Raw genomic sequence first — 15,898 nt, forward strand, 5'->3', positions numbered from 1 at the left:
TAAATATCCCCAGATTTTGTTTTTCTGGGGATAGAACTGGATGATATGAAATAGACTGGCTTTACAAGCGGATGATTATTCCAATTCACCCATCAGCTTAACTAAATGTTCAACAGCTTGTTGTTCATCTTCACCTTCAGCAGAGATTGTTACGACAGTTCCTTGAGTCAGTCCCAGCGTTTGCAACTTAAACAGACTTTTCGCACTGGCTGATTTGCCGCCGGAAGTAAGAGTGATATCAGAAGAAAAACCTTTTGCTTCTTTGACGAACTGTGCAGCAGGGCGGGTGTGAAGGCCATTTGGTGCAGTAATAGTAACTTCTTGCTGGAACATAGTATTTCCTCAATAACTTAAATTTCGTTGATAAGCCAAGAGAATGCTAAAACTAGTTTAGCTGGATTATTTCTGACTTGTACAACCGTTAAACCGATAATGATATGTACCTTTTTTTCTTTCAAGTTGTTTCATTGTTATTGGCGGCATTCATTTGCAACCTTGATACAACTCGAAATTTATTGGGTATAAAGTGTATTAAATCATTATCAAAAAATTAACACACTTGATGCTATTCAATTGTTGATTGAATGTTAACACATGCCAACCAAATATGAGTTGAACCCTTTGTGGTTGTCTGCGATTAATTTCGTGCATCAAAATAATTACTGGTTAAATACTAAAGCTACTTGAATAAATCATCTAGGAAAGTTTTAAACTTTGATCTGATGCACAAAAAAGCACCCTCGCGGTGCTTTTTTATCAAAAAAATTGAAAAAATAATGAGGTGATAAATTAGTCAGTGACCAAATCAGCAAACAGTGCTGTGCTCAGGTAACGTTCAGCAGAAGAAGGCAGGATGACAACAATATTTTTATTCTTGTATTCATCTTCCTGAGATAATTTGATGGCAGCGGCAACGGCAGCACCTGAAGAGATACCAGAAAGAATGCCTTCTTTTTCAGTGAGTTCGCGAGCAACTTTAATCGCTTCTTCATTGCTGATTTTAAACACACGGTCAACTAATGTTAAATCCAGGTTATCAGGGATAAAACCTGCGCCGATCCCCTGAATTTTGTGTGGGCCTGGTTTAAGTTCTTCGTCAGCAAGTTTTTGGCTGATCACAGGCGAATCTTCCGGCTCTACGGCAACAATAGTTACCTGTTTGCCCTGCGTATTTTTCAGATAACGGGCAACTCCAGTAATCGTGCCTCCTGTACCTACGCCGGCGACGAAAACATCGACATCACCATCGGTATCTTCCCAAATTTCTGGACCGGTGGTTTTTTCGTGAATTTCGGGGTTTGCTGGATTACTGAACTGTTGTAGCAGGACATAACGCTCCGGCGCGTTGTCATGGATCTCATTCGCTTTATCGATAGCCCCTTTCATGCCTTTAGCACCTTCGGTTAACACTAAGTTAGCCCCCAGAGCTCCTAGCAGCTTACGGCGTTCTAAGCTCATAGTTTCCGGCATAGTTAATGTCAGTTTATAGCCGCGGGCTGCTGCGACATAAGCAAGTGCGATACCTGTATTACCGCTGGTTGGTTCAATAAGTTCTTTGCCTTTTGTCAAAATGCCACGTTTCTCTGCATCCCAAATCATGTTGGCGCCAATACGGCATTTCACACTGAAACTTGGATTACGAGACTCTACTTTTGCCAGAATGCGACCATTCCCGAAATTTTTTAAGCGTACAAGTGGAGTGTGACCGATGGTTAACGAATTATCTTCATAAATTTTGCTCATTGTCCGATTGCCCCTAAGATACTCTTAAATTCTGATTAATTAACCATACGCGAACATCTTATTAATGGAAATAAGGTTTAAATCTATTCTTATTATATAAAAGAATATTTAGTAATTTATTGTATTACTCCCCTGTATTTTCATTCTATTTCATTATTCCTGTGTATTTTTGTATTGGTAATTATTGGTGAGGGGAATGGTTATCCATAACATGCTGAGCGTGATAACGGTCAACCCACATAGCGGTAGCGCCACAGACGGCAACAGGCATAATAAACAGATTAATGATCGGGATCATAGTTAATACACTGACTGCGGCTCCAAACTGGAGATTGTCAATTTTGTCTTGCCGTAGGGTATTACGCATATTGGCAAAGCTGACTTTATGGTTATCAAACGGGTAATCACAGTATTGGATGGCCAGCATCCATGCACTGAAAATAAACCAGATAACCGGAGCCGCAGTCTGCCCGATACCCGGAATAAAATACAACAATAAGAGGGCAATAGCGCGAGGAATATAGTAGAGAATTTTAACTATTTCACGTTTCAGAATACGGGGAGTATCTTTTATTAGGTCAAGAACACCGGTATCCGGCGCAGGGATACCCGTCAGCTGAGACTCTAATTTTTCTGCTAATAATCCATTAAACGGAGAAGCAATAAAATTCGCTAATATACTGAAAAGATAGGTAAAAATTAGTAGCACAAAAATAACAGCCAGTGGCCACAACAAATAACTGAGCCATTGTATCCAATCTGGTACTTTATCGAGCGCCCATTGTATCCAGCCATCCAGCCTCTGGTATAACCACCAGAAAGAGCTGCCGAATAGTAAGATATTCGCCAGTAGAGGCAATAAAACGAATCTCTTGATGCCAGGGCGGGTTATTAAATACCAACCTTGTACAATATAATGAAATCCGCCTAAATGTTTTGGCAATTTTTTCGAATTCGTCATATTTTCTTATTCTCTCTTAGAGGATTGAGGCGGTATGATATAGGCAGGATTTTCCACTGACCAGTAGTTTTGTGTGTGAAAAACACTCGAAAAAACAGGAGATATCTCTCTTTATGATAAGAAAAGTCTGTAGAGGCTTGCACTTGTGCTATTTGACAAATACTCTTATCTAAAGAATATTCCGCCGTGGTGGCAATTAATTTAAACAACAGAGATAGCAATGATGCAGGATTTGCGTCTGATATTAATCGTTGTTGGTGCGATAGCCATAATAGCTTTGCTATTACATGGGTTGTGGACCAGCCGTAAAGAGCGTTCGTCACTCTTTCGTGATCGCCCAGTGAAACCTCATAAACAGGAGCGTCGGGAAGAGTTAGAGGATAATGATGTCGATGAGCTGTTTAATAATTCATCAAAATCACGTGTTCAGGAGCCAGTTAAATCTCGTCATGAACATCGTGAAGAGCCGATTATTGAGCGCGATTCACCTGATTTATCAGAAGTAACATCTGATGATGGAGTTGATCCTTTACTTTCAAAGCAACAACCTGAAGCGTCTGTGACAAAGGTGAAAGCTATTGATGAAAGTCAGAAAGAATCACAACTTGGCCTGTTTGGATCTGTTGAGAAAAATAGTGCAGAAGGTGCGGAAACAGAAGTTGTTCAGGAGCAGTCAAAGTCAGAAAATGCAACGAAAACTGAAACTGAGCAAACTAAAAAAGAAACCGTGTTGGTATTGCATGTAGCTGCTCATCACGGTCAGGAGTTAAATGGCGAAGTACTGCTTCAGAGCATTTTGCAATCAGGTTTCCGGTTTGGTGATATGAATATCTTCCATCGTCACTTAAACCCATCGGGTAGTGGTGCGGTGCTGTTCAGTTTGGCTAATATGGTTAAGCCGGGGTCATTTGATCCAGAACGTATGGTAGATTTCAGCACTCCGGGGATCTCAATGTTTATGCTCGTACCTTCCTATGGCGATTCTAATCAGAATTTCAAACTGATGTTGCAGGCAGCGCAACGTATTGCTTCTGATGTGGGTGGTGTGGTGTTAGATGCCGAGCGTAAAATGCTTACACCGCAAATGATCGAAACTTATAAGGCACGTATTCGTGATACGCTCAGTGCCCAGGAATAAATCCTCTTTTTAGTATTAAGCCCCCGCCTAGTCGGGGGTTTTTCATCTCTGGTGAGAAGTCATGAAAAATATTATTCAAACAATCAACGAACTAAGAACAACATTGCGCCATCATGAGTATTTGTATCATGTTATAGATGCGCCAGAGATCCCTGATGTGGAATATGATCGTTTAATGCGTGAGTTGCAATCACTGGAAGAACAGCATCCAGAGTTGGTTACAGCAGATTCTCCTACCCAACGGATCGGGGCAGCGCCATTAACCACATTTGAGCAGGTTCGTCATGAAATACCGATGTTATCTCTGGATAATGTATTCGACGAAGAAAGTTATCTGGCGTTTGATAAACGTGTTCGTGATCGTCTGAAAGACAATCGGGAATTGGCATTCTGTTGTGAACTTAAACTCGATGGTCTGGCTGTCAGCCTATTGTATGAAAATGGCGAATTGGTACAGGCTGCGACTCGTGGAGATGGTACGACAGGAGAAAATATTACCGCCAACATCCGTACAATTCGCGCGATTCCTCTGCGTTTGAAAGGAGACAATATTCCTGCACGTGTTGAGATTCGTGGTGAAGTCTTTATGAAGCAAGCGGGTTTTGAAAAACTCAATGAAGAAGCGCGCCGTACAGGTAATAAAGTATTTGCTAATCCTCGTAATGCAGCCGCGGGATCACTGCGCCAGCTCGACCCACGTATTACAGCTAAGCGTCCACTGACTTTTTATTGTTATGGCATCGGTGTGATTGAAGGTGGAAAGTTCGAAGGTAAAAAGTTGCCAGCAAGCCACTACGAGCGGCTGATGCAATTCAAACAATGGGGGCTGCCGGTTAGCGACAAAGTGAAATTATGTCAGGGAACCCAACAAGTATTGGATTTTTACCACGAGGTAGAACAACAGCGCCCGATTCTGGGTTTCGACATTGATGGTATTGTCATTAAAGTGGACTCCCTTGAGTTACAGGAAACATTGGGGTTTGTGGCCAGAGCTCCACGTTGGGCAACCGCATTTAAGTTTCCTGCACAAGAACAGATAACTATCGTACGTGATGTCGAATTTCAGGTAGGGCGCACAGGTGCGATTACACCAGTTGCACGTCTGGAGCCAGTACAGGTTGCAGGTGTAACGGTCAGTAACGCTACATTACACAATGCGGATGAAATTGAACGTCTGGGGCTGCGTATAGGAGATACCGTCATCATTCGCCGGGCAGGTGATGTGATTCCGCAAGTTGTTGGTGTGGTAAAGGAGCAAAGACCAACAGAAAGCCGGGAAGTGGCTTTCCCACAGCATTGTCCTGTTTGTGGTTCTGATATTGAACGTATTGAAGGCGAGGCTGTAGCGCGTTGTACAGGTGGCTTATTTTGTGGGGCACAACGTAAAGAAGCGCTGAGACACTTTGTTTCCCGTCGTGCGATGGATGTGGATGGGATGGGAGAGAAAATTATTGAACAGTTGGTTGATAAGGAATATGTCAAAACACCAGCCGATCTTTTCCGTTTGACCACAGGGCAATTAATCGGTCTTGAGCGAATGGGGCCAAAATCCGCTCAAAATGTGGTTAATGCTCTGGAAAAATCCAAGAAAACCACATTTGCCCGTTTCATCTATTCTTTAGGCATTCGTGAAGTTGGAGAAGCAACCGCGGCTAATTTAGTTGCACATTTTGGCACATTGGAAAAATTGCGTGCAGCAGATACGGAAGCATTAATTGCTGTACAAGATGTAGGTGGTGTAGTTGCCAGCCATGTAGTTAATTTCTTTAACGAATCGCATAACCAGGTAGTAATTGATGATCTCGTCAATAATATTGGTATCTGTTGGGAAACGGTGGAAGTACCGCAACCAGAGGAAACCGATAGCCCATTTGCGGGTAAGACTGTAGTTTTGACTGGCTCATTAAGCCGTTTATCCCGGGATGATGCTAAAGATAAATTAGTTGCGTTGGGTGCGAAAGTCACGGGCAGTGTTTCCAAGAAAACAGATTTGGTGATTGCGGGTGAGGCAGCAGGATCTAAATTAGTCAAAGCAACAGAATTAGGTATAACTGTGATTGATGAAGAAGAAATGCTTCGTCTTTTAGGTGAATAATAATAAATATCCCCTTTGTCTTTCAAGTTGCCCCTCTGTTGGCTGCGCTACTTTGTTACAACTACACCCCGGTCACATAGTAGTTTTCTATGCTCCCGGGGATTCATGAGAGTCTCCTGCCTCTCACCGGAGGCCAGCCTTTGGTTGGTAAATTCGTTCCCGACGAGTTTGTCATTCCCTTGCTGGCGCGGTGCAATTTGAAATCTATTGGGTATAGAAAAGAAAATTTTCAGGAAAGAAGTGCTATTGGGGTTCTTGATAATAAACCTTAATAGCGCCTTTAAATAAGATATTTTTGCATACATAGTAGCCACATTCCGGCTTAAAGTGTGATCAGGTTTGCTAAATAGGAATTTGTTGCCGCTCTATAGTAAATTAATGTGATAGTTATCGCTATTTATTATCGTATGTTGCAAAAATGCGATTATAAATTTGCACCTCGTCATGTTTGGAGTTTTTTTATGTCTCATATTTTTCATTTTGTTCTCGCTTTAGTGGTCATTGGCGGCTTGGCGATTTTTGCGAGTAATAACCGGAAAGATATTCGTATTCGTTATATTATTCAGTTACTTGCTATTGAACTTGTTCTGGCGTGGTTTTTTCTTAATTCTAATGCTGGATTAGGGATCGTCAAAGGGTTTGACAGCTTGTTTGTCCACCTGCTGTCTTATGCCGCGAAAGGTACTGGTTTTGTTTTTGGTGGTATGATTGAAGCAAATCTGGCATTTTTCTTCCTGAATGTACTTTGTCCTATCATCTTTATCTCTGCTTTGATCGGTATCCTGCAACATATAAAAATTCTACCAATTATCATTCGGGCAATGGGTACTGTGTTGTCCAAAGTTAATGGAATGGGAAAACTAGAATCGTTTAATGCGGTCAGCTCATTGATTCTGGGGCAATCAGAGAATTTTATTGCTTATAAAGATGTATTGAACAAAATGTCTGAGCGTCGGATGTACACAATGGCGGCAACAGCGATGTCTACGGTATCTATGTCTATCGTAGGTGCTTACATGACAATGCTGGAGGCAAAATATGTGGTAGCAGCCCTGATACTTAATATGTTCAGTACCTTTATCGTTCTGTCCCTTATCAACCCTTACTCTGTTGAAAGTGAAGGGGATATTCATATGAATAATCTGCATGAAGGGCAAAGTTTCTTTGAAATGCTGGGCGAGTACATTCTGGCTGGTTTCAAAGTCGCTTTGATTGTAGCGGCCATGCTGATTGGCTTTATTGCCTTGATTGCGGGTATCAACGCCGTTTTTGATATGGCATTTGGTATTTCTTTCCAGGAATGTCTGGGGTATGTTTTCTATCCATTTGCCTGGATCATTGGCATTCCCAGTGATGAAGCACTGAAAGTAGGTAGTATCATGGCGACTAAACTGGTTTCTAATGAATTTGTTGCAATGCAGAGTTTACAGGAAATTGCAGGTCAATTGAGTGAACATTCAAAAGGTATCCTGTCTGTATTCCTGGTTTCCTTTGCCAACTTCTCATCCATTGGTATTGTTGCCGGTGCTGTTAAAGGTCTGAATGAAAAACAGGGGAATACTGTCGCGCGTTTTGGCCTGAAATTGTTGTTTGGCTCAACATTGGTGAGTTTCCTGTCGGCTGCAATTACCGGGCTGGTAATGAATATTTAATTTTCTTAGCAATTTGAATTTTAGATAAAATGACTCAAGAGGTTGACATAATGAATAAAGAAAATCTGCTGGAGATCGCCAACACTGTCATGCCATTTGGTAAATACAAAGGACGGATGTTAATCGATCTTCCTGAAGAGTATTTACTTTGGTTTGCCCGTAAAGAGGGATTTCCACAAGGAAAATTGGGGGCATTAATGGAAATGACCCTTGCAATTAAAATTGAAGGGTTGGATTCATTGGTAAAACCATTGAAAAAAACTGACTAGCCGTAATTGCGGTCAAGTGGAGCTGTTGGTGCTGAAATATCAATCAGCGCGCCACTTTTATCTTTAATTAAAAGACGACGCTGACCATAGGGCAAATCACGTGGTGGTTCAACAAGTTCCAGAGTAAGTGTTTTGGCTTTTGAAAGATAGGGTTCAACATCCTTAACGACGAAAGTGATAATCAACCCCTGGCAAGGCTTTTGATATAGTTCTGGAATAAACTCACTTGTCCTTAAAAAAGCAGAAATTTTCCTATGTGCTCCAGAAGACATTGTTATAAACCAATCAGATTTGTATTCAATATTAAAATTCAATAGATTAGCAAATAAATTGCTTGTGCTTGCCAGATCATCAGTAAGAATGTTAGTTAACATATTGAGTTACCCATTACTTTTCAATTTTCTTTTGAACTTGAGATTTAATATCATTGAGAGTGTAATACAGTTTGTAAACAAACCCAAAACAAGCCCATACCAAAAGCCAGTTATTCCCATTCTTTCTGTGATGAAATCCGTTAGTCCTAATGTAAAACCAAGAGGTATCCCAACAAACCAGTAACCTAAAATGGGCACGTAGAATACTATTTTAGTCTCATGAAACCTTCGTAAGATACCTGATAATATGGAGTGTATAGAATCAAAAAGCTGAAAAAAGAATAAAAATATTGTGATACTGACAGCAATGTCTATGACAAGAGTATCTTTAGTGTACAAACTAATAATGAAACTGGCATATAGACAAAAAATAGCTACTAATATGAACGTGATCAATGTCCCGAATGTTAATGAGATCAGGCTAAACCGTAATGTTGATGGAAAATCTTTTTTAGCATTTAAGTAGCTGATTTTTACTGTTGTAACAGAGGAGAACCCACCACCTATGGTGAGTATTATGGCAGATATAATAAACATGATATTACTTGCTGCAATATACACAGGGCCTAGAGTAGCAATGCCAAGTGAAATAATATTGATGAATATCATTTTAACAAAAAGTGCCAGTCCACTTGGTATACCGATTGAAAACAATCTTTTCAGTTCTGAATTGAAGTTAAGGGATAACTTAAATCTGTATTTTTTTATATTCTTTCTTTTTTAAAAAGTAGACAATAAGTAAAATAGCACTGAGATTATTAATAACTGCGGTTGTGATACCGGCACCTACTCCCCCCATTTCTGGCATACCAAGTTTACCAAAGATGAAGATATAGTTGAGTGGTATGTTAATAATGAAAGCAAAACCAGAAATATACATTGCGACTTTTGTATTTTCGAGTCCCTGTAATAAAGAGCGGAACACATTGAATATCATCACTCCGGGCACACCAAGTGCCATTGCAGTAATGTAACCTTTTGTGATATCTACAACATTTTTATCAATACCAATAAGAGATAGAAACTGAACGGCTAACAATAAAATTGAAAAATAAGAGAACGATTATGCGAAGAAGAGTCTAATTCTGGACTGATTGATAATTTAGAAAAATTAATGCTATTAAACAGGGTCATAAATAGAAAAATATTTTACTGATTATCGATATAAAGTAGAAACTGATACAATATATAGGGCGGTATTTATTTTTGGAATAATACCTATATCAAGTTTTTAAATTTTTAATATAAAAATACTATACTTAGGTAATATTTTATGGTAGCTCATTTCTTTAAAAAAAATTTTGTTATTGAGAATAATAATTAAATCTCGGTGACTGTCTTGTCAGGTGATAACTATTTTTCATTATTCAAATGATTTGTAATGGTTTAATATATTATTGTGTCTTTTTAATGGCTCATAATTTAGATAAATTATATGTAAAAACGTAGCTCTTTATAATATCCAACTGTCAACGGATATTTATTAATTTTATCATTATAGATCATTTTTATTTCAAGTTGAGGTGATAAGATGAATATTGATAAAGATACAGTTTTATCTGATAAAAAAACGGATGAATCTTCTATTACTGTTTCTATACCAGATGGTGCTGATGTTATTATTGGTCAGCATTGTTATTTGATAGTCACGGTTAAATCGTCACAAGTTAAATCTATTAAAAGAATTTCAATAGAGGATCCAAAAAATAATATAGTGGTATCAAAGGAAGAGGATTGGAAGCTTATAGATGATACTTCCGGAAAAGCTATATTTATGTTGGCAATTGATAATAATTTGTCACCAAATACATCAGTTAGCTACATTGTTCATGCACATTCGGATACAGACGCAGATGTACAGGGAATAGCGCCTCTAACGGTTAGTTATACAACAAAAAAAATAAACGAATGGAGCTTTATTTCATTAAAAACAGATATGGAAATTATTGAAGTGACACATAAACCTAACGCTATCGATGATCCTAATAGTAAATATATTAATTATACTGGAGTAATAATTGATCAGAATAATAATCCATTAAAAAATACACAGATAATAATATCATCTGTGTATCCGAGACATGATTTGGAAATGGTTGATATAGCAACAGTTCCAGTTAGTAATAAAACTCCTGAACTTGTTAAAATTCAAAAAAGAAAAAATCTTTCTGATTTCTTTGTTATTAGTAGTGATGAAAATGGAAATGTGGGATTTCGTGTTTATCCAAGAGCACTGTCTGTAAGGATTGAATTTATTGTTGAAATATTGGGAATGAATTTTGCGATACCTACAGTATTTGCATATGTTGTAGAAGTTTCTGATTCAAGTGTCCCTCCTCCACAAATTTTTGGAATATTACCAGGAGGAGTAATTAAAAAAGAAACTGGAGTTAAAGAGTTTATAGTAGCTGTTCCAGAATATGAATCTCTTATGGCTGGGGATGCTATTATATTTTTAATTAAAGATGAAGACAATAAAGTAATTCAACTTAAACCGACCTATTTAGTAAGTAGCCATTCAAAATTTGGTGGTTATGATATTAGCTTATCATACGAGAAAATACCATTTAATAAGAGACTGGGATTTTATTATCTAGTTGTTAGTATGTCAGGGGATAGTATGTACTCTGTAAAACTAGGGGTTATTTTCGAAGATGTTTCTAGAGATAATACCAATAATGGAAACAATGGAAACAATTGTGACGATGGCCTTTATAACAAAGTTGATGTAGACTCAAATTATTCGGATGGAACTTTCAGTTTGAAAATAAAAAGTATTACGATGATTTGATGCTTTAAGAGATAGGTTGTTTTCACTATATTATATTCAGCTATAAGAAAAATCCCTGAAAACTTGCGCTTTCAGGGATTCAGAATCCTGGTGGAGCTAAGCGGGATCGAACCGCTGACCTCTTGCATGCCATGCAAGCGCTCTCCCGGCTGAGCTATAGCCCCACAATTGTGGTTCAGGATAACTATTTGGTGGAGCTAAGCGGGATCGAACCGCTGACCTCTTGCATGCCATGCAAGCGCTCTCCCAGCTGAGCTATAGCCCCAAATCAAAATCCTGTGGAACGGAGCGCATCATATGAAACCCGAAGAACTCTGTCAACGGATTCATTAATATTTCCGGTGTAAACGCTGAAAAAGCCATCAATGTCTGGTTGGAAGAATAAAAAATAAAGGCACTACAATAAATTGTGTGCCTTTATAACTGATTTTGGCCGATTTTCTAATACTGATTATTGCGCTTCACGCTGGGCAATATAAGCCAGAGCTTTATCAATACGAGAAAGTGAACGCGTTTGATTAATCGCGTGGATAGTCACATCAACACTTGGAGATTGACCAGCACCAGTAACCGCAACACGCAATGGCATGCCCACTTTACCCATACCGACTTCCAGTTCGTCAGCCGTTGACTGAATGGCATGATGGATGTTCTCTGGTGTCCATTCGGTAATAGCAGCCAGTTTTTCACGGACAACTTCTAATGGCTGACGAGCTACTGGCCGCAGATGTTTTTTCGCAGCATCGGCATCGAACTCTGCAAATTCTTCATAGAAATAATGGCAAGTGCTGGCCATTTCTTTCAATGTCTTGCAGCGTTCACCCAATAGTTTAATCAGGTCAACCAGTTCCGGGCCAGTACGTGTATCAATACCTTGTTGTTTAATATGCCATGCTAAATGAACAGCAACTTTTTCCGCTGGCAGAGTATTCATGTAATGATGGTTCAACCATTGCAGCTTTTCAGTGTTGAAAGCGCTGGCTGATTTGCTGATAGCGTCAAGGCTGAACAGCTCGGTCATTTCTTCAACGCTGAAAATTTCCTGATCGCCATGTGACCATCCCAAACGAACCAGGTAGTTCAAAAGTGCTTCCGGCAGATAGCCATCATCGCGATATTGCATCACGCTGACGGCACCATGACGTTTAGACAATTTTTTACCATCGTCACCGAGGATCATAGAAACATGAGCATATTCTGGTACTGGTGCGCCGAGCGCTTTCAGAATATTAATTTGACGCGGTGTGTTATTGATGTGGTCTTCACCACGAATAACGTGAGTGATTTCCATATCCCAGTCATCAATAACAACACAAAAGTTATAAGTTGGTGAGCCATCAGTACGGCGAATGATCAAGTCGTCCAGCTCTTGGTTACTGAATTCAATCGGACCACGGATGCTGTCATTAAAAATAACAGAACCTTCCTGTGGGTTGCGGAAACGCACAACATGTGGTTCATCGTGGTTATGCTGGCACTCACTATCACGGCAACGACCGTCATAACGAGGTTTTTCGCCATTTGCCATTTGAGTTTCACGTAATTGTTCCAAACGCTCTTTAGAACAATGGCAGCGATACGCTGTACCTTGTTCCAGCATTTCATCAATAACCTGATTATAACGGTCAAAACGTTTGGTCTGATAATAAGGACCTTCATCCCAATTCAGATTTAACCAGTTCATTCCGTCCATAATCGCATCAATGGCTTCTTGAGTTGAACGCTCCAGATCAGTGTCTTCAATGCGCAGAACAAATTCACCTTTGTTATGGCGACTGTATAGCCAGGAATAAAGAGCAGTGCGTGCGCCGCCAACGTGAAGATAGCCAGTAGGACTTGGCGCAAAACGGGTTTTTATTTTACTCATCGGGAATTGCCTTAATTACATTTCACTTTTCAGAGAACGTTTTGGATGATTGAAGTAACAATTGAAATAACAATAGTGGGGGTTATTTTATCACTGGACTTCAATTCCTCAATGGCGTTGATGGTAGGTTATTGAGAAAAGGTAAAATGCATTGTTTAAATGGTAACTCATAGTGACTATAATTGTTTCATTCTGTGTAATTTTGCGACGAATGAAAATTTTAGTAATAAAAACCGTTGACTCACTTCGAACTATCCCTATAATGCGACTCCATCACAACGGGGCGATTAGCTCAGTTGGTAGAGCATCTCCCTTACAAGGAGGGGGCCATTGGTTCGAGTCCGATATCGCCCACCATTTTCTCATAGTGATAAACTGGAGGAAGTGGCAACCGTAGTGATGAAAATGATTTTATGATTGGGCGATTAGCTCAGTTGGTAGAGCATCTCCCTTACAAGGAGGGGGTCATCAGTTCGAATCTGGTATCGCCCACCAATCATAAGTCAGTGATATAGATGTCGTTACAGTCACTTTTCAGTAATAGTCATCATGCAGTAATAGTCATCATGAAGTGGGCGATTAGCTCAGTTGGTAGAGCATCTCCCTTACAAGGAGGGGGTCATCAGTTCGAATCTGGTATCGCCCACCACTTCATTAGATTGTTCCGCAGTATCACAGCGATATTTACGATGGGTCGTTAGCTCAGTCGGTAGAGCAGTTGACTTTTAATCAATTGGTCGCAGGTTCGAATCCTGCACGACCCACCATCTTAAATATCAAAATCAAAATTATCTAATCGGGTCGTTAGCTCAGTCGGTAGAGCAGTTGACTTTTAATCAATTGGTCGCAGGTTCGAATCCTGCACGACCCACCATTTAGATATCAAAATCAGAATTACCTAATCGGGTCGTTAGCTCAGTCGGTAGAGCAGTTGACTTTTAATCAATTGGTCGCAGGTTCGAATCCTGCACGACCCACCATTTAGGTATCACAGTATGAAGTGGGCGATTAGCTCAGTTGGTAGAGCATCTCCCTTACAAGGAGGGGGTCATCAGTTCGAATCTGGTATCGCCCACCACTTCATCCGGCTCCTTATAATCCAGCTATCAAATAATATACAATCAAAATCTGTGTCTGATTTTTAATTAGATTATGTAAAAACAGCATAGTCCCTCAATAAGATCAGAAAATGCTGATTTTTTAACTTGTTACTGAGTTTTTAATCCGTAACTTTTAAATTTTGTCAAAATTCGTTGCATCTCTTCGGAAGAGAGCGTCGGAATATTTTTTGCAGCATTTCCAATATTATTTCCAACAACAGTCAGGATTTTTAAATAAAGTTTCGCCAGGATTTCCACCTCATTTGCCAGCCATAGCGCTTTTTCCAGATTGGCTTCCATCGCGATCATGCCGTGATGTTGCATTAACAGTGCCTTACTGTGCTTAATTCCCTCCTTGACGCTCTTTGCCAGTTCAGGAGTCCCAAAGGTTGAGTAGGGAATACAAGGGACATGATCTGTTCCTGTAACCGCTACCATATAATGAATGGCAGGGATGGAATGATTGAGTATGGAAACTGCCGTTGCATTGACAGCATGGTTATGCACAACGGTATTCAACTCAGGGCGTGCTTGATAGCAGGATAGATGAAAATGCCATTCACTTGATGGCACTTTATCCGGTTCAGCTTCCCCGTCATGTTTGATGTAGACAATCTGATCTGGGGTCAATAGTTCATAGGGGACACCACTGGGAGTGATAAGAAAACCATCCTGATAGCGAGTACTGATATTTCCTGATGTTCCTTGATTTAAACCCAGTGCATTCATCTTAAGGCAAGTTTCAATGATTGACTGGCAGATATGTTCTCTATTTACCATAAAAAATAGCCATTACGAATACTGCTGGTATAAATCAGGGAAAAGCGAGCGCAATCCTTCTGCACTGGCATCACAGAGCCCGCGTTCTGTAATTAATCCGGTAACGAATTCTGCTGGTGTAACATCAAAAGCGTAATTTCCACAACGTGTTCCTTGCGGAACGGTATTGACCCAATTGTGTTTTCCTTCCGAAGTGAGCCCATAGACATGTGATTGCTCTTCACCTGAACGTTGTTCAATAGGGATCTCTTTTACTCCATCCCAAACTGTAAAATCCAGTGTCGGTGATGGTAAAGCAACATAAAATGGCACTTGATTTGCTTTGGCTGCCAGAGCCTTAAGATAGGTACCAATCTTATTGCAAACATCTCCTCTGGCGGTTGTCCTGTCTGTGCCAACAATACAAAGATCCACTTTCCCATGTTGCATCAAGTGACCTCCTGCATTATCAGCGACTAAAGTATGTGGTACACCGTGTGAACCTAATTCAAAAGCCGTCAATCCCCCCTGATTGCGAGGACGAGTTTCATCAACCCAAACATGAACTTTAATGCCTGCATCATGTGCCATATAAATGGGTGATAATGCAGTACCCCAATCCACTGTTGCCAGCCATCCCGCGTTGCAGTGAGTCAATATATTCACGACTTCACCTGCTGGTTTATTCGCAGCGACTCCTTGTATGATTTTCAGGCCATTTTCACCAATCTTACGGCATAGTTCGACGTCTTCATCAGCAATTTCGTTGGCAATACGATAAGCAGTCTCTTTACGCTGTGGAGGGCATGTATTTTGCAGTACCTGATATGAACGATCCAAAGCCCATTTTAAATTAATAGCAGTTGGCCGGGTTTTGACTAGCGTGTCATGAGCCAGTTGCAAATTCTCAGTGCTGCTATCTTGGCGCATTGCCAGTGCTATACCATAAGCAGCAACAGCACCAATTAAAGGGGCACCACGTACCCACATTTCTTTGATCGCTGTTGCAGCATCCTGCATAGTGCTTAATTGAATGATTTGTAACTCAAAAGGCAGTTTGGTCTGATCGAAAATTTCGACGGTATATCCGTCGCCAGCAAGCCAAACAGATCGATAATGGATGCCATTAATTTTCATCTAAGTCTCTTA

General features: G+C 40.1%; 14 protein-coding genes and 9 tRNA genes. 12 read left to right on the plus strand and 11 right to left on the minus strand.

All coding sequences use genetic code 11. The features are described 5' to 3' along the window. Nucleotides 1-75 precede the first annotated feature (75 nt). From ptsH to cysZ, 3 genes are all read right to left on the minus strand, one after another. On the minus strand, nt 76-333 hold the full coding sequence (gene ptsH, locus BDD26_RS11670) for a phosphocarrier protein Hpr (protein ID WP_038262654.1): 258 nt from the start codon (nt 331-333) through the stop codon (nt 76-78). 456 nt (nt 334-789) lie between these two features. Continuing rightward, entirely contained in the window at nt 790-1,743 is a 954-nt protein-coding gene (gene cysK / locus BDD26_RS11675) for a cysteine synthase A (protein ID WP_115826610.1), read from the minus strand. A 181-nt stretch (nt 1,744-1,924) separates the two neighbouring features. Next, complete coding sequence (cysZ, locus tag BDD26_RS11680) at nt 1,925-2,704, minus strand: sulfate transporter CysZ (RefSeq protein WP_115826611.1); 780 nt, start codon at nt 2,702-2,704, stop codon at nt 1,925-1,927. Between the two features lie 220 nt (nt 2,705-2,924). Here cysZ and zipA point away from each other — a divergent pair, with 220 nt between their 5' ends. The 4 genes from zipA (at nt 2,925) to BDD26_RS11705 (ending at nt 7,858) form a co-directional block, all read left to right on the plus strand. Beyond that, on the plus strand, nt 2,925-3,842 hold the full coding sequence (gene zipA, locus BDD26_RS11685) for a cell division protein ZipA (protein WP_038262664.1): 918 nt from the start codon (nt 2,925-2,927) through the stop codon (nt 3,840-3,842). 61 nt (nt 3,843-3,903) lie between these two features. Further along, entirely contained in the window at nt 3,904-5,937 is a 2,034-nt protein-coding gene (gene ligA, locus BDD26_RS11690) for an NAD-dependent DNA ligase LigA (RefSeq protein WP_115826612.1), read from the plus strand. A 461-nt stretch (nt 5,938-6,398) separates the two neighbouring features. Beyond that, the gene (locus BDD26_RS11700) at nt 6,399-7,589 is read left to right on the plus strand and encodes a NupC/NupG family nucleoside CNT transporter (protein ID WP_115826614.1); all 1,191 of its coding nucleotides are present in this window, start codon (nt 6,399-6,401) and stop codon (nt 7,587-7,589) included. 50 nt (nt 7,590-7,639) lie between these two features. Beyond that, complete coding sequence (locus BDD26_RS11705; RefSeq protein WP_115826615.1) at nt 7,640-7,858, plus strand: DUF3820 family protein; 219 nt, start codon at nt 7,640-7,642, stop codon at nt 7,856-7,858. On the opposite strand, the gene BDD26_RS11710 is transcribed toward BDD26_RS11705, so the two are convergent. The 3 genes from BDD26_RS11710 to BDD26_RS11720 are packed head-to-tail and all read right to left on the minus strand — an operon-like array spanning nt 7,855 to nt 9,271. Next, nucleotides 7,855-8,232: a VOC family protein gene (locus BDD26_RS11710; RefSeq protein ID WP_115826616.1), complete on the minus strand. Its 378-nt coding sequence runs from the start codon at nt 8,230-8,232 to the stop codon at nt 7,855-7,857. The genes BDD26_RS11705 and BDD26_RS11710 overlap by 4 nt on opposite strands. Nucleotides 8,233-8,238: 6 nt before the next feature. Beyond that, a complete protein-coding gene (locus tag BDD26_RS20830) occupies nt 8,239-8,886 on the minus strand; it encodes an MATE family efflux transporter (RefSeq protein ID WP_147299014.1) in 648 nt (215 codons plus the stop codon). A 34-nt stretch (nt 8,887-8,920) separates the two neighbouring features. Then, the gene (locus BDD26_RS11720) at nt 8,921-9,271 is read right to left on the minus strand and encodes an MATE family efflux transporter (RefSeq protein WP_170140398.1); all 351 of its coding nucleotides are present in this window, start codon (nt 9,269-9,271) and stop codon (nt 8,921-8,923) included. A 492-nt stretch (nt 9,272-9,763) separates the two neighbouring features. On the opposite strand from BDD26_RS11720, the gene BDD26_RS11725 reads away from it, so the two are divergent. Then, nucleotides 9,764-11,023, plus strand: coding sequence for a hypothetical protein (locus BDD26_RS11725; protein WP_115826619.1), 1,260 nt, complete (start codon nt 9,764-9,766; stop codon nt 11,021-11,023). Between the two features lie 88 nt (nt 11,024-11,111). Here BDD26_RS11725 and BDD26_RS11730 read toward each other — a convergent pair. The 3 genes from BDD26_RS11730 to gltX all read right to left on the minus strand — a co-directional run bounded on the left by BDD26_RS11730 (nt 11,112) and on the right by gltX (nt 12,890). Continuing rightward, nucleotides 11,112-11,187 (minus strand) — tRNA-Ala (locus BDD26_RS11730). A gap of 25 nt (nt 11,188-11,212) precedes the next feature. Beyond that, nucleotides 11,213-11,288: transfer RNA gene (locus BDD26_RS11735), tRNA-Ala, on the minus strand. Between the two features lie 186 nt (nt 11,289-11,474). Next, on the minus strand, nt 11,475-12,890 hold the full coding sequence (gene gltX, locus BDD26_RS11740) for a glutamate--tRNA ligase (RefSeq protein ID WP_115826620.1): 1,416 nt from the start codon (nt 12,888-12,890) through the stop codon (nt 11,475-11,477). A 281-nt stretch (nt 12,891-13,171) separates the two neighbouring features. Here gltX and BDD26_RS11745 point away from each other — a divergent pair. The 7 genes from BDD26_RS11745 (at nt 13,172) to BDD26_RS11775 (ending at nt 13,968) form a co-directional block, all read left to right on the plus strand. Continuing rightward, nucleotides 13,172-13,247: transfer RNA gene (locus tag BDD26_RS11745), tRNA-Val, on the plus strand. A gap of 62 nt (nt 13,248-13,309) precedes the next feature. Next, a tRNA-Val gene (locus tag BDD26_RS11750) sits at nt 13,310-13,385 on the plus strand. Between the two features lie 78 nt (nt 13,386-13,463). Continuing rightward, nucleotides 13,464-13,539, plus strand: a tRNA-Val gene (locus BDD26_RS11755). A gap of 42 nt (nt 13,540-13,581) precedes the next feature. After that, a tRNA-Lys gene (locus BDD26_RS11760) sits at nt 13,582-13,657 on the plus strand. A 31-nt stretch (nt 13,658-13,688) separates the two neighbouring features. Continuing rightward, nucleotides 13,689-13,764, plus strand: a tRNA-Lys gene (locus BDD26_RS11765). A 30-nt stretch (nt 13,765-13,794) separates the two neighbouring features. After that, nucleotides 13,795-13,870 (plus strand) — tRNA-Lys (locus tag BDD26_RS11770). A 22-nt stretch (nt 13,871-13,892) separates the two neighbouring features. After that, nucleotides 13,893-13,968, plus strand: a tRNA-Val gene (locus BDD26_RS11775). 130 nt (nt 13,969-14,098) lie between these two features. Here the strand turns inward: BDD26_RS11775 and BDD26_RS11780 are convergent. Together BDD26_RS11780 and mtnA are read right to left on the minus strand one after the other, a co-directional pair. Beyond that, entirely contained in the window at nt 14,099-14,770 is a 672-nt protein-coding gene (locus BDD26_RS11780; RefSeq protein WP_115826621.1) for an L-fuculose-phosphate aldolase, read from the minus strand. Between the two features lie 12 nt (nt 14,771-14,782). Beyond that, entirely contained in the window at nt 14,783-15,886 is a 1,104-nt protein-coding gene (gene mtnA / locus BDD26_RS11785; RefSeq protein WP_115826622.1) for an S-methyl-5-thioribose-1-phosphate isomerase, read from the minus strand. Nucleotides 15,887-15,898: the final 12 nt, after the last annotated feature.

Origin of the sequence: Xenorhabdus cabanillasii, assembly GCF_003386665.1 — a bacterium.
GTDB lineage: Bacteria > Pseudomonadota > Gammaproteobacteria > Enterobacterales > Enterobacteriaceae > Xenorhabdus > Xenorhabdus cabanillasii.

Excerpts from the sequence above, each read along its gene's own strand:
- BDD26_RS11725 (WP_115826619.1), top strand. The coding sequence starts at position 9,764 with ATGAATATTGATAAAGATACAGTTTTATCTGATAAAAAAACGGATGAA.
- gltX (WP_115826620.1), bottom strand. The coding sequence starts at position 12,890 with ATGAGTAAAATAAAAACCCGTTTTGCGCCAAGTCCTACTGGCTATCTT.
- cysZ (WP_115826611.1), bottom strand. The coding sequence starts at position 2,704 with ATGACGAATTCGAAAAAATTGCCAAAACATTTAGGCGGATTTCATTAT.
- cysK (WP_115826610.1), bottom strand. The coding sequence starts at position 1,743 with ATGAGCAAAATTTATGAAGATAATTCGTTAACCATCGGTCACACTCCA.
- BDD26_RS11780 (WP_115826621.1), bottom strand. The coding sequence starts at position 14,770 with ATGGTAAATAGAGAACATATCTGCCAGTCAATCATTGAAACTTGCCTT.
- BDD26_RS11710 (WP_115826616.1), bottom strand. The coding sequence starts at position 8,232 with ATGTTAACTAACATTCTTACTGATGATCTGGCAAGCACAAGCAATTTA.
- BDD26_RS11700 (WP_115826614.1), top strand. The coding sequence starts at position 6,399 with ATGTCTCATATTTTTCATTTTGTTCTCGCTTTAGTGGTCATTGGCGGC.
- BDD26_RS11705 (WP_115826615.1), top strand. The coding sequence starts at position 7,640 with ATGAATAAAGAAAATCTGCTGGAGATCGCCAACACTGTCATGCCATTT.
- zipA (WP_038262664.1), top strand. The coding sequence starts at position 2,925 with ATGATGCAGGATTTGCGTCTGATATTAATCGTTGTTGGTGCGATAGCC.
- ligA (WP_115826612.1), top strand. The coding sequence starts at position 3,904 with ATGAAAAATATTATTCAAACAATCAACGAACTAAGAACAACATTGCGC.
- mtnA (WP_115826622.1), bottom strand. The coding sequence starts at position 15,886 with ATGAAAATTAATGGCATCCATTATCGATCTGTTTGGCTTGCTGGCGAC.
- ptsH (WP_038262654.1), bottom strand. The coding sequence starts at position 333 with ATGTTCCAGCAAGAAGTTACTATTACTGCACCAAATGGCCTTCACACC.